The organism is Psychrobacillus sp. Z3-81, from assembly GCF_056620325.1.
Window position 1 is genome coordinate 135,197 of record NZ_JBWQPU010000007.1, and the last position, 13,002, is coordinate 148,198.

A 13,002-nucleotide genomic window follows, 5' to 3' on the forward strand; every position below is an offset into this window, starting at 1 on the left:
CAGGTGACAAGATGAAAACAAGATTGTATAGAAATGATGATAATTTTATTGCTGGTATTACTTTAAAGGATGTAACTGCTCCCGAACAAAATAATATGGCTCTCCATACTTGTCAGAAGCCAGAAGATGTTTTGAGCAACAGGAAAAACCTCACCGCAACCTTACATTGTAATGTTGATCAAATGGTCTGTGCCAACCAAACGCACAGTGAAAATTTTTACAAAGTAACAAAAAAGGACAGTGGCAGAGGAGCAACCGCCTTAGACACAGCAATCCCGGACACTGATGCCTTATATACATTTGAGCCAAATTTATTGTTAACTAGCTTTACAGCGGATTGTGTTCCAATGCTTTTTTATAATAAAAAGAAGAATCTAGTAGGAGCTGTCCATTCCGGTTGGCAAGGAACAGTGAAAGAAATAACTACCAAGCTTTTTCAACATCTGATCCAAGTAGAAAATTGTGATGCAGTAGATTTCTTTGTATTCATTGGGCCTGCTTTAAGTCAGAAAAAATTTGAAGTAGATGAGGACGTTTATACGAAGTTTAAAGAATTGGGCTATGCAGATGAGTTTATTTATTTTAATGAGGAAACAAATAAATATCATATTGATAATCAACTGACAGTAAAACGTCAGTGTGAGCTTATCGGAATCCCTTCCGATAATATTTTGATAGATCGTACTTGTACATTCCTCAGTGAAGAAGGATTTTCTTATAGAGAGGATAGGAAAGCGGGTCGTCATGTAAGCTTTATTATGAGAAAAGAATAACTTTTGAAAAATGCAGAAGCACTGACGAATCTAATTTAGAGTCAGTGCTTCTTCTTTGTGATTGATGGACCTAAACAGCTCTTCAAAAAAGAAGCTTATATTAACACTTAGCCCTTCCTTTAGCACTTGTCTCTATAGCTGGCTTGCCAATATAAAAGGGCCTTTTGTAGGCCCCCTTAAGTAAAATATTCAAACTTTGCATTTGGAAAAAACTTCTCCATGTATTGAGATAGATGCTCCTTAATATCCTCTTCGTCCTCTTTTTTATACACATACTTCCCAATACCATATTTACCCCACTTAAGTCTACGAGCTTCTTCATCTAGCTCAAGCTTTGTCATCGGATAATTTTTTTGTATGATCTTTTTAGCAGGCTTCGTGAATCGATGCTGAATAAATTCAAAGGTAATATCATCTCGTGCATCCTTTGGAAGCTCTGCATCTAACTGTTCAAACATGTGGTAATAGCCTTCCTCCCATCCTTCATGCAAATAGATAGGAGCAACAATAAAGCCGAGAGGATACCCAGCTCGTGCTACCTTGCCAGCAGCCTCAATTCGCTTTTTTAAAGGAGAGGTTCCTGGCTCAAAATTTTTAATCACATAATCAGCATTTATGCTAAAACGAAATCTTGTACGACCGTTATGCTTAGCGTCAAGCAGATGGTCTACGTAATGAAACTTCGTAACGAAACGCAACCTCCCTAGCTCTGACTGTCCAAAATGCTCGATGGCACGCTTCAGTGTATGTGTTAAATGATCGATTCCTACAATATCAGAGGTGCAGGAAGCTTCAAATCGTGTAATCTCCGGTGCTCGCTCTGCCATATATTCATCCGCTTGCTCTAATATTTCCTCCACATTCACATAAGTTCGGATATATGGCTTGCTCCCCATTGTAGTCTGCAAGTAGCAATAATGGCAATGGCCCATACAACCTGTCGCAAAAGGAATGGCATATTCTGCGGAGGGCTTAGAAGTATCAAATTTTAGGGTCTTTCTTATCCCTACTACAAGCGTAGATTTTGCAATTCGATACTTTTGGAAATCATTTTCTCCTGGTAAATCTCTTACCTGATTATGTGAGGTTGTATACCGTATTTCTGTTCCCATGTTTCTAAACTTCTCTAGCAATTCCATCCCTAAAGGATAATCTAATGCTTTCGGCTCAAAATAAACCAATTGCGGTGTGAAAGGCTTTCTCATACTCTTTCCCTCATTGAAAGTACTGACGGTAAGCATTTTCCGCTTCCATCTCGGTAGTATAAACAGCTAAATCCACTGTTAAAGGATAATAGGTCTCATAAAGAAAAATAGCAAGCTCCTCCGGTTGCTCTGGATTATTTACAACTGCTGCCTGCTGGACATTGGCAACATCTTGCGTATGTGGATTGCGATAAAAAACATATACGATATCTCCTGCTGAATAATTATGATACACAATAATCCCTCCATTTTTTTATAGCTTGGCTCTTTAATAGGGGATTATGTGAATTTCTTATGCTTTCCTTCTTTTTGTCACAATAGCTATAAGAAAGCAATTAACAGTAGACTATAAAGAAAAATCCAATCAAATTGTCCATACATATATATAGAAAAAGAGAACTCTTCATCTCTCATACTCATTATTTCAAGGGCTGAACGTAGAGGTGGAAGGCACCAATGGGAAAATTGGTTATCTATCTTACCTGCTTCTTTTTATTTCGTTACATTTCTTAATTCAATCAGTGCTCCCAATTTCTCTCCCCCCACAAATATGTTGCCTAAGTAGAAAAGCTATAGATTTTACATTAACAATATTTCATTTTTATAACGTTCTTTACATTTTTTAAATAAATAGGTTTCAATTTACCTAAAAAAGTGAATAGAAACATTGTAATACTAGTTTATTATATTTTTCCTAATATGATAGACAGATAATTCAGGAAAGAGGAGTGAAAACATGTCTGTTAAAGATTTAGTAGCAGGTTTGTTGTTGGGAACTGTCATTCTAACTGGCTGTTCTGACTCTGAAACAGATGGAGCTAAAGAGGATGATACGTTTGAAGCTGACGTTGAACTATTGGAAGAAGCATCCGCTGATAGCCCTGTTGAAGAAGAGGAAAAGGTAGAAGATGACTCTGCTACCCAGGATGAAGAAAACACTATAGAAAGCAATATACAAGGAAATATAGAATTTGAAGGAATCAATTTTAATTTACCCGAAAACGCTGAGCAGGTGGAAGTACCGGATCAAGGAATGCCAGTTGCATTATATATCATAGACCAAAATGATCGTTCAAATGTTAACGTGGTAGTGGAACAGCTACCAATGAAAATGGAATTAAAGGATTATATTGAGGCAGCTACAAATATTACAGGGTTCGATTATGAAAGTATTGATTACTACAATGTAAATGGGATGGATTGGAACGAGGCTGTAAGCTTTAACACGCAGGAAGGAACTCAGCTAAACCAACGAACATTTATACATGAGGATAGAGCTTTCATATTTACTTATGCTAGCTTACCTGAGAACTATGAAAAGCATTTAGACGTCTTTGACTCTATCACTGAATCTGTCTTAATTAACGGTCAACAATAATTACTAGAACAGACATGGGGCAAACCAACGTTAATATGAAAAAGCCAATAAGTTCTACAGCGAGTAGAATTTACTGGCTTTTATATTCTTATTTAAAAGCTGGGACAAAATCTATTCCCTTCATAAAGAATTATAAGAGGTTTGTCCCTGCCTTAACTCTTCGGTATTTTTACAATAGCAGTAGTTTTTAGAGTAGCTGAGGAGCTGACATCGATATCTCCAGCGTATTTTTTCACTACTTCTTTTACAATGAATAATCCCTGTCCTCTTGCTTCCTTCGTTCTACCTTTTTTAGTTGAATAGCCTTGCTTAAAGATTTCCTCTTTATCCATAATCATAGGACCAGTATTTGTTACGATAAATATATAGTGAGTATCATTTGCTTCACAATGAATAGATACATAACGCTCATCCTCTGGTAATTCAATCGTCGCTTCAATCGCATTATCTATTAGATTCGATAAAATTTTAATAAGATCTGTTGTTTTAATATGCTGAAAAGAATCTTCTGAAATGGAAAGCTCCATCTCTACATGATTATTTTGAGCTGCAAGCTTTTTAATCTGCAGTAAAATGGAAAGTCCGGGATGATTAGAAAAAGAAGCTTCGGTTTGAAGCGGCTGAGTCTCCTTCAACAGCGAATTTAGATACTGCAACGCCTTATCAGAAGCCCCAAGCTTTAAAAATCCATGCACTACCTGCATGTGATTTACATAGTCATGACGTATGGAAGCAATAGAGGTAATGAGAGTTTTTATTTCATTTTGATATGTATCCTCTGTATAGCCTACTTCCTTTTTCAACTCCTTCCTATACCATTTTTGTATGAAGGAGAACAAAATGATAACAATTAAGATGAATAGTCCATTAAAAATAAAAAGAGGAATGTTACTTTTAATTACTTCTTTTTTGATAGAATTTAATGACTCCGTACTAATATCAATTCCTATATATCCAAGTATCTGATTTTCTTCATCCTTAATAGGTGCCCCAACTGAAAGGTAATTGCCATAGGTAGGATCCTCAATCACCTCTGTTATGTAAGTATTACCCGCATACGCCTTCTTCACATCCTGGGTAGGAACCGTACAAGGATCTCCTATTTGGAAGTTTTCCTGCATCTTTGGCGGACCACCCATAGCCAGCGCTCTTGATACAGTAGGGTTATCTATCTCTAGAACGTATACATATAGGACACCTAGCTTATTTCTGGCATCATTTAAATATTCGGTTATTTCATCATAGTATTCATTCTCTACAGGATTTTGCAAGAATTGTTCGTATGTATGTAAATCCATGTCAGAAGCAATGGATTTTGCAGCTTCTAAGCTTTGGTTGGCTATTGTTTCCTCCACCGTTTCAATAGTCTTTATGTAAGAAGTATAAATATTTATACTGGTAAGAGATAGGAGGAGGATGGCTGCCACTCCAACTATTAATCTGATTTTAAAACGTTTCATATAGCAGGATCCTTTTCTATTTCATACGTTATCCCTATTATACTATAAAATTCGGAAAAGAGATTTAGTCCCCAAAACAAACTAGCAGCAAATATAACAACCATGCTACTATCATTTGAACACTAGTCTTTCCATTACCCTATCTAGCTATCGCGCTGGTCAGCGTAAATTTATTCGACAGAAAAAGCAAAAACCTTCAACTCGGAAGGAGTTGAAGGCTAAGATTTTATACTAATTCTGTTTTCTTAAACAAAACTTCTGCTGTAGATGCATGTACTTCCTTCAATAAATCAGGATTTGCCATTAAGGATAATCCGAACGATGGAATCATCTCTTTAATTTTTGGCTCCCATTCTTTAAATTGGTCTGGGAAGCAGCGCTGAATGACATTCAACATTACTGGAACTGCTGTTGAAGCCCCTGGAGAAGCTCCTAGTAAAGCTGCAATGGAACCGTCAGCTGCAGTGATTACCTCTGTACCAAATTGAAGGGTCCCTTTACCGCCAGCCTCTGTATCTTTAATAACCTGTACACGTTGTCCTGCTACGATTAAATCCCAATCTTCGCTTTTGGCGTTAGGAATAAATAGGCGAAGTTCTTCCATACGTTGCTCTTTTGAAAGCATTAATTGTTGAACTAAATACTTCGTTAAGGACATTTCTTTTGCACCTGCTGCTAACATAGTGAAAAGATTATGTGGCTTAACAGAAGTTACTAAGTCCATCATAGAGCCTGTCTTCAAGAACTTAGGAGAGAAGCCAGCAAATGGTCCAAACAATAAGGATTTTTTATTATCGATAAAGCGCGTATCTAGGTGAGGAACGGACATCGGTGGAGCACCAACTGCTGCTTTTCCGTATACCTTCGCATGATGCTGCGCAATAACCTCTGGATTTTTACACACTAAGAAGATACCACTTACTGGGAATCCACCAATATGTTTTCCTTCAGGTATCCCTGATTTTTGTAATAAGTGTAAGCTTCCGCCTCCACCACCAATGAAGACAAATTTAGCTTTATGGGTTTCTAGCTTTCCTTCAGCATTGTTTTTCACTTTTACTTCCCACTTGCCGTCAGTGGTACGATTTAAGTTTTCAACAGAATTGTTATAGCTGATCTCCACACCCTGTGATTTCAAATGTGTAAATAGCATACGAGTTAGAGAACCGAAGTTAACATCTGTTCCTGTATCAATCTTTGTTGCAGCAATTGCTTGATTTGCTTCACGATTTTCCATAATTAACGGGATCCATTCTTTTAATTGCTCTGCATCCTCTGAGTATTCCATGCCTTGGAAAAGAGGGTTTTTAGACATAGCTTCAAAGCGTTTTTTCAAGAACTTCACGTTTTCCTCGCCCTGAACCATACTCATATGTGGAAGTGGCATGATGAAGTCTTCTGGATTGTTAATTAGCTTATTTTTCACAAGATGTGCCCAGAATTGCATAGAAACCTGGAACTGTTCATTGACATTGATTGCTTTACTAATATCAATAGAACCGTCTGGTTTTTCTGTAGTATAGTTGAGCTCACAAAGAGCAGCATGTCCTGTACCTGCATTATTCCACTCGTTTGAGCTTTCTTCGCCTGCTTTGTCTAGCTTTTCAAACACTTTGATATTCATTTCTGGCGCAAGCTCTTTTAAGATTGTCCCTAAGGTCGCACTCATAATTCCAGCACCAATTAAGATAACGTCTGTACTTGGTTCTATATTGCTCATTTTTACCATCCTTATATCTTAAGATTTTTAGGAATGATATAGGCGATTTCTTGGTGCCTATTCACACACCTATACCCATGTCATAATGCAATAAAATTAGTATTAGTTTGAGAATTTATACTATATTATATTATAATAATAAGATTTTTGAAAGCTTACATAGAAGAAGAATACCTTCCATCCAAGGATAACACAAAAAACAAAGCCTATACCAAGCTAATTGCAAGGATGGTGGCTTTGGTTATGCAGTAACTCTTCATCTTACCAAGTAAATAGTAACACATTGTAAAAAATTCTTAAAATAAAAATAGTTAATGATTAGACAATTTCAGACAGCTTTTTTTAGAAGCACAGATATAAAGAGGACTTGCGAACAAGACAACATCATTCCGATTTAAAAGATTCTACAATGTGGAAAATTACCTTTATCCGGAGACCGTAATTGGTTGAAAAAACCAACTACTGGATTTATATTGTTTATCATCTAAGTTAATAATTTCATTGGAAATCTTATTTTCAATAATTAAATTTCGAAAGCGTGCGCTAACTAACAGTGGTTTATAAGCTATACTTCCTGAAAAAACGTACTCTTTCGTAAAAGCAAAATCTGTTTGTAAACCATTCAAAGTGGAATGGTCATAATGAAAAGTCAAAGGAACCCAGTCTCTATATTCACACTTAGGACAGCCACGATCAATATAATGGAATTTCATATCTTTTGACCAATTAGGCATTTCCACAGTCGGAATTAATCTAAATAGTTTTTGGGGATTGGGACTTTTATCAATCACTTCTTTTAATTCATAACCTGTCAGTTTCCACTCATCTAAAAGGTTGGCAAACTTTTCTGTTATGACCCAATATTCTTGGTCTACATTTGCCATTAAACGCTTTCCTGCTTTTGAATAATTCACTTCAAGTGGAGATAACAAATTTCTGGAATGAATAGAGCAGGTGGTACAAAAAATGTGTTTATCAATTTTTTTCTTCCGACTATCTATAAAAGCACGGCTTGAATTACCTGTCCCCATTAATTTAAAGAATGGGGCATTTTTATAGTCACTTTCGTAAAACACGAACCCTGCAGAAGGTTGGTAGCTACCACCATCACTAATTTTAGGGATTAAGTCAGCTAATTCTTCATTGAACTTTTGGATATTAGGAAAGGAAGATAGTAATTGAAAGTCATAATATAAACTATCTTCTTGCTCGGGATTATAAAATGGAGGTAACTCTTCTCCGTTCTCATATTTAGGGCGAACATGGACTCCAAATTGAAGCAATACTTCCTCTAATTCTTTACGTGAAGCTTTAAAGACCATTAACCTATAAAAATATTTAATATGCAGATAGATCACCTTTTCCCATGTTTGATTGAATAGCTATAATTATTTATTCTCCCTTATAATGCTTCCTTTCATGCTCGAGCAGCCATTCCTTTCTCCATACACCACCAGCGTACCCGGTTAGTGTACCATTTGCGCCAATAATTCGATGGCACGGTATGACGATGCTTAGCTTGTTTCTTCCATTAGCCGTCCCCACTGCTCTCACTGCTTTATGGTGACCAATTGACTCGGCAATTTCCTTGTAGGAGCCTGTCTTTGAGTAAGGAATACTTGTGAGTGCTCCCCACACCTTCTGCTGAAATTCCGTTCCCTCGTACAGAATGGGAAATGTAAAATCCATTCGTGTTCCTCGAAAGTATTCATCTAGCTGATGAAAGCACTCTACTAATACGGAAGGCGTTTCACCCGTTATGGAATGTTCTGGAAGCTCCTTTTCTGAAAAGAGGATAGAAAGTATCGCTTCCTTTGTTCCTAGAATTTCTATAATTCCAATGGGAGACTGGTAATCCAGCATACTAATTTGGTTCGTATAATGATCTCCATAAATAGAAGGTTGCATAAGCCTCAAATCCTTTCCAATTCATTGATATAGCAGTAAGCTCCTCTAAGGTTGGCTTACGTTCCAGCCTAGCTTGAGCTTTTATAGCATTGTGAAGACCAACATCCCCTATTGGAAAAGCATTAGGGAAATGTAGACATTTCATCATGACATAGTCTGCTGTCCATGGACCGATTCCTCTTTGAGCAACTAACCGTTTTTTCACTAGATGATAATCATTCAATGCAAGCAGCTCTTCCTTTGACAACTGTCCAATGGAAATAGCCTTTGCAATATCGATAATATATTCAGCCTTCCTAGTAGAAAATTGCAGCTCCTTTAACTCCTCTACATTTAGCTTAGCAATTACGTGAGCACTAGGAAAAGTCCAATAATCCTCCTGTTCAAAAGAGAGAGATTCTCCATAGCATTCAACAAAACGTTTCTTTAGTGTATAGGCAAAGGAAAGTGTAATTTGCTGTCCTAGTATTGCCCAGCAAAGTGCTTCAAACAAGTCTGGAATTCCTATTATCCGAAGACCTCTATAATTTTTGACCAGTTCTTTTAACAGTTTGTCCTCAGAAGAGCCTTTGTAAAATTGATCAATATCATATTCTAAGTCAAACCACTCCCATATATAAGACACCACATACTCCTGCCCCATTCTAGAGACAGAACGAAGGGGAAATTCTACCCGAATGATTGGGTCCAGCCAGCTAATTTTACATAGAACGAGCGATTCATCCACTTTCAGAAGCTTATACAAATGGCCTTCCTTTATTCGATGTAACACTTCCTTAGAAGACCTATTCAGAAATAAGAGGCATTCTTCAAAATTAAATTCATTAGGTGGATAGATTTCTACCATACCCGCTATAGAAGACCAATTCATGTTACATCCTCCTCTCGAAGCTGACTTGGAGTTACTGCTGTTAGCTTACGAAAGGATTGGTAGAAGCTGGACTGACTTTGAAACCCCACCTCGTAGCAAATTTCCAAATTGGATCGGTCTGTATGCCTTAGAAGATAAACTGCTCGATTAACTCGAATTTTCTCTAGATAGGAACGTGGTGTTTCTTTCATTAGCTGCTTAAACGTTCGGTCTAAATGAAACGGGCTTATACCAACGTGGTTAGCTATATCCTGCAAAGTAAGCTTCTGTTTATGATTGTTAATTAAAAACTCCGTCACCTTTTTAACAAGCTCCTCTTGAGGGGAACGCACTACCTCTGGCTGACACCTTTTGCATGCACGAAAACCAGCCTGCTCTGCTGCCTGCACTGTTTCATAGAATGCTACATTCATCTTTTTTGGCTTACGTGATTTGCAAGATGGCCGACAATAGATTTTAGTTGTTTTAACTGCCGTATAAAACAGTCCGTCATATGTGCTGTCACAAGCTAAAAAAATCTCCCATTTTTCATCAAAGGTTAGATTAAGCCTCTTCATTAGACCACCCGCCTTTCTTATCCATTATTCTACTAGTAAATGTCTTATTCTTCCTCCTATTTCTTGCTGTTATAGTGAAAAAATGAAAATAATGCTTGGTTACAAAAAAAGAAGGTTGTCCTATAAGTTTCTACTTACAGGGCAACCCTTTCACAAATTATGCTTTTATCTTTCTTCCATCTTTATCCTTGAAATTTCCAAACGCTATAACTAGAAAATCTATTATAGTCCATAAACCAAAGCCGCCAGCAGTTAGAAGCATTAGTATTCCTGTACCAACTTTTCCAACATAGAATCTATGGATACCAACACTACCTAGAAAGAAACAAAGAAGCAATGTAACCAAATAGTTTTTTTCCGATTTCATTTGCAATCTCCTTTTGAAATAATTCTCTTTGCATAGAGATTAATAACTATTCTTTATTACTTTTTATCTTAACAGAGAAATCTTTTATTCTTTTTGGTAATTGTATAATCAATTTTACATAAAATGGTATAATTATTTTAGCTAATTTACATGGCGGATCGCTTTTATTAATAGTAATTTAACCGGTATTACGGCTTTATATGAAAACCACTTAATGGAATAATAAAGCAAAAAATAGGGAGGGCTCTAAATTCAAGATGATACTTATTTTATTGATTTATATGATTGCAAGAATGAACAGCCATATACCGACACTATTGAAAAAACACCCAACACGATTGAATATCGCTTATTTTATTCAGACAGAAAGATTATCAGGGAAGCTACTGAAAAGAATTTAGAGGATATCATGCTAGCGTTATCCTTAGACAGCGTTACCATTGAAAACAGTACATATAAACGTTTATCGCTTGAATATGATGAAGATAGAAAGGTGTACGTATACTATTTAAACGGCTAAGTTTATAAAAAAACCGATTATCCTAAAAAGATAATCGGTTTTTTCTATGCCGGGTTATTACTCTTCGACTTCGCCTAATTGACGTTTAATCGTTTCTAAATGCTCTTTGTTCTGGTCCACTATATCTAAGTGTTCGTTATGCTTCTCTGCATTAGAAAGAGAATTTTCTGCATGCGAAATAGAGTTGAATGCATGCTCTACCGCCATCTCTTCTGGATGTGACATTGCCTGCTTCACTGCACGGTCAGCCTTCTCCACTGAATTAGTCGATAAGGTTACTGGGTGATCCTTTTTCCAGCTTTGATCTGTATGCTTAGCCATAATAGCTCCTCCTTTTCTCATGCTTCTTTAGTATAGGAGGATGGTTTGAAAATATTCGCTTGAGATTTAAATCTACTAAAACGGGTATAAGGAAAGCTTTGAGACTTATATGAGGGATGTGAATAATCATGTTTGGAATATCTGATTTAGTATCATTAGTAATTTCCGCATTTATTATTCTACCTGTGGTGATATTTCTTCGGGAGTTTGGTTATTTACTAGTCAGCTGGTTATTTGGGGTTATTAATCCAAGACTAACGATAGGCTCTGGTCCGAGGATTTTGAAGTTTGGCATGATAGACATTCATAAATATTATCATTTATATAGCTGGTTTTCCTATGATGAGTTGAAACGAAAAAGTAAGTTTGCTTACATTTGCATTTACTCTGCTCCCATTCTTATGAATTTATCCTTAGCGTTAATCATTAATTTTTTCATCGCTAACGGATGGGCGGAGGAATATAAAACGTTTTGGGAGCGCTTTGTTTTTTATGCTTTCTATTATGTACTTTTTGATGCAGTGCCGATGATCACCTTTAATGGAAAACCTAACAATGGCATGATTATCTACGAAATGCTTCGTTACGGAAAAAGAGTTGACTTTAATACAGAGTCCTTTCTTCCTTCTACATCCGAAATGGAGAAGGATTATCAGGAGCAAATGAAAAAAATAGAAGAAATGAAAATAGAACGTAGGAAATATGACGGAGAATAAAAGCTCAGGAATACAGCCTGAGCTTCTTTTAGTGTAGACGTTCCAAGTCTTGATATTCCTTCATATAACGACCATTATCTGCGACTGCTGAGTGGTATAGCGCTTTAATCGCTAAGTTTTTCTCTAGGCCCATTTCAGCTTTTATTTTTTTAAGCTCGTCATGTAAATCACGGTGCTCGTTAATCAGCTTAGTCATAACCGTTTTGCTGTATTTCATCTTGCCACATCCTTTTCTGTCCCTAATCTTTTTATTATGACACTATTATTGAAAATAAGCGAAAAAGAGTTGAAGCTATTAGTCTCCAACTCTACAAAGAATAGTTTAGTAAGGATTTGTTGCAATAAAACTTGCCGTTTTCACATAAATACGTGGGTTTAGTTTTAATTGATTTACAATAAATTCCGCTATGTCCTCTGGCTGCATAAATTTAGAGTCATCGTTTTCTTTAATCAGATTAGTATCAATAGCTAAATCTGTTGCAACTGTACTTGGAGTTAAAGCAGATACGCGAATATTATTTCGACGAACCTCCTGTGCTAGAGATTCTGTTAAACCAATTACACCAAACTTAGATGCACTGTATGCACTTGACGTAGCTGCACCGCTCAATCCATTAGTAGATGAGATATTAATAATGTCTCCACCATTTTTCTCTATTAATTGAGGTAATACTGCACGAGTTACATAATATGTTCCCATTAAGTTTGTATCAACGATGCTTTTCCATTCTTCTGGATCCATGTCTAGAAGAGTTCCAAAGCTTCCAATACCTGCGTTATTTATTAAGATATCAGCAGCTCCTAGGTCATTGGTTAATGCTGATATAGCTGCCTCTACTTGTTCTTTTGAAGATACGTCAGCAGTTGCATATGCTACTTTCACACCAAGGCTCTTTATTTCAGCAGCCACTTCTTTTAATGTTGACTCTGTTCTAGCTAGAAGACCGACATTCACACCTTCTTTTGCCAATGCAATTGCAGTTGCTTTCCCTATTCCTCTCGCCGCACCTGTAATAATTGCTACTTTCCCTTTTAATGATTGTGCCATGTAAGCAGCTCCTTTCTAAATATTATTACTTTTTTATTATAAAGGACGTCTCTCTAAAAATGCATAAATATGCTTTGACTTACTGTTAACATGGAGAAAGTTTATAAGTAACTATAGTTATTTTTCTCTTTCAGGATCTGGCTAATTATACGCCAGAA

At 36.5% G+C, this 13,002-nt stretch carries 16 protein-coding genes; 4 read left to right on the forward strand and 12 right to left on the reverse strand.

The features are described 5' to 3' along the window. Positions 1-11 precede the first annotated feature (11 nt). Positions 12-773 carry a peptidoglycan editing factor PgeF gene (gene pgeF / locus AC1ECF_RS09700; protein ID WP_480389207.1) on the forward strand — a complete coding sequence of 254 codons (762 nt, stop codon included), beginning with the start codon at positions 12-14 and terminating at the stop codon, positions 771-773. Between the two features lie 176 nt (positions 774-949). Here pgeF and splB read toward each other — a convergent pair whose 3' ends face one another. Then, the gene (splB, locus tag AC1ECF_RS09705) at positions 950-1,978 is read right to left on the reverse strand and encodes a spore photoproduct lyase (RefSeq protein WP_480389208.1); all 1,029 of its coding nucleotides are present in this window, start codon (positions 1,976-1,978) and stop codon (positions 950-952) included. Positions 1,979-1,988: 10 nt separating this feature from the next. Next, a complete protein-coding gene (locus AC1ECF_RS09710; protein WP_480389209.1) occupies positions 1,989-2,213 on the reverse strand; it encodes a transcriptional regulator SplA domain-containing protein in 225 nt (74 codons plus the stop codon). A gap of 501 nt (positions 2,214-2,714) precedes the next feature. On the opposite strand from AC1ECF_RS09710, the gene AC1ECF_RS09715 reads away from it, so the two are divergent. Then, a complete protein-coding gene (locus tag AC1ECF_RS09715; RefSeq protein WP_480389210.1) occupies positions 2,715-3,356 on the forward strand; it encodes a hypothetical protein in 642 nt (213 codons plus the stop codon). A 152-nt stretch (positions 3,357-3,508) separates the two neighbouring features. Here AC1ECF_RS09715 and AC1ECF_RS09720 read toward each other — a convergent pair whose 3' ends face one another. From AC1ECF_RS09720 to AC1ECF_RS09750, 7 genes are all read right to left on the reverse strand, one after another. Continuing rightward, entirely contained in the window at positions 3,509-4,816 is a 1,308-nt protein-coding gene (locus AC1ECF_RS09720; RefSeq protein ID WP_480389211.1) for a Spo0B domain-containing protein, read from the reverse strand. A gap of 226 nt (positions 4,817-5,042) precedes the next feature. Next, positions 5,043-6,536, reverse strand: a complete 1,494-nt coding sequence (locus AC1ECF_RS09725; protein ID WP_480389212.1) for a malate:quinone oxidoreductase — start codon at positions 6,534-6,536, stop codon at positions 5,043-5,045. Between the two features lie 425 nt (positions 6,537-6,961). Beyond that, on the reverse strand, positions 6,962-7,819 hold the full coding sequence (locus AC1ECF_RS09730) for a hypothetical protein (protein WP_480389213.1): 858 nt from the start codon (positions 7,817-7,819) through the stop codon (positions 6,962-6,964). Positions 7,820-7,928: 109 nt separating this feature from the next. Beyond that, a complete protein-coding gene (locus AC1ECF_RS09735; RefSeq protein WP_480389214.1) occupies positions 7,929-8,444 on the reverse strand; it encodes a methylated-DNA--[protein]-cysteine S-methyltransferase in 516 nt (171 codons plus the stop codon). Then, positions 8,401-9,315, reverse strand: coding sequence for a DNA-3-methyladenine glycosylase family protein (locus AC1ECF_RS09740; protein WP_480389215.1), 915 nt, complete (start codon positions 9,313-9,315; stop codon positions 8,401-8,403). Before AC1ECF_RS09740 ends, AC1ECF_RS09735 begins: the two co-directional genes overlap by 44 nt. After that, positions 9,312-9,872, reverse strand: coding sequence for a bifunctional transcriptional activator/DNA repair enzyme AdaA (locus tag AC1ECF_RS09745; protein ID WP_480389216.1), 561 nt, complete (start codon positions 9,870-9,872; stop codon positions 9,312-9,314). Before AC1ECF_RS09745 ends, AC1ECF_RS09740 begins: the two co-directional genes overlap by 4 nt. A 157-nt stretch (positions 9,873-10,029) precedes the next feature. After that, positions 10,030-10,239 (reverse strand): TM2 domain-containing protein, encoded by a 210-nt coding sequence (locus AC1ECF_RS09750; protein WP_480389217.1) that lies wholly within the window; start codon positions 10,237-10,239, stop codon positions 10,030-10,032. Between the two features lie 257 nt (positions 10,240-10,496). On the opposite strand from AC1ECF_RS09750, the gene AC1ECF_RS09755 reads away from it, so the two are divergent. Further along, positions 10,497-10,640, forward strand: a complete 144-nt coding sequence (locus tag AC1ECF_RS09755) for a hypothetical protein (RefSeq protein WP_480389218.1) — start codon at positions 10,497-10,499, stop codon at positions 10,638-10,640. Positions 10,641-10,816: 176 nt separating this feature from the next. Here the strand turns inward: AC1ECF_RS09755 and AC1ECF_RS09760 are convergent, their stop codons facing one another. Further along, positions 10,817-11,080 (reverse strand): DUF2564 family protein, encoded by a 264-nt coding sequence (locus AC1ECF_RS09760; protein WP_480389219.1) that lies wholly within the window; start codon positions 11,078-11,080, stop codon positions 10,817-10,819. A 128-nt stretch (positions 11,081-11,208) separates the two neighbouring features. Here AC1ECF_RS09760 and AC1ECF_RS09765 point away from each other — a divergent pair, with 128 nt between their 5' ends. After that, positions 11,209-11,796, forward strand: a complete 588-nt coding sequence (locus tag AC1ECF_RS09765) for a hypothetical protein (RefSeq protein ID WP_480389220.1) — start codon at positions 11,209-11,211, stop codon at positions 11,794-11,796. 28 nt (positions 11,797-11,824) lie between these two features. Here the strand turns inward: AC1ECF_RS09765 and AC1ECF_RS09770 are convergent, their stop codons facing one another. Beyond that, positions 11,825-12,013, reverse strand: coding sequence for a hypothetical protein (locus AC1ECF_RS09770; protein ID WP_480389221.1), 189 nt, complete (start codon positions 12,011-12,013; stop codon positions 11,825-11,827). 105 nt (positions 12,014-12,118) lie between these two features. Continuing rightward, positions 12,119-12,844, reverse strand: coding sequence for a 3-ketoacyl-ACP reductase (locus AC1ECF_RS09775; protein ID WP_480389222.1), 726 nt, complete (start codon positions 12,842-12,844; stop codon positions 12,119-12,121). Between the last annotated feature and the right edge of the window lie 158 nt (positions 12,845-13,002).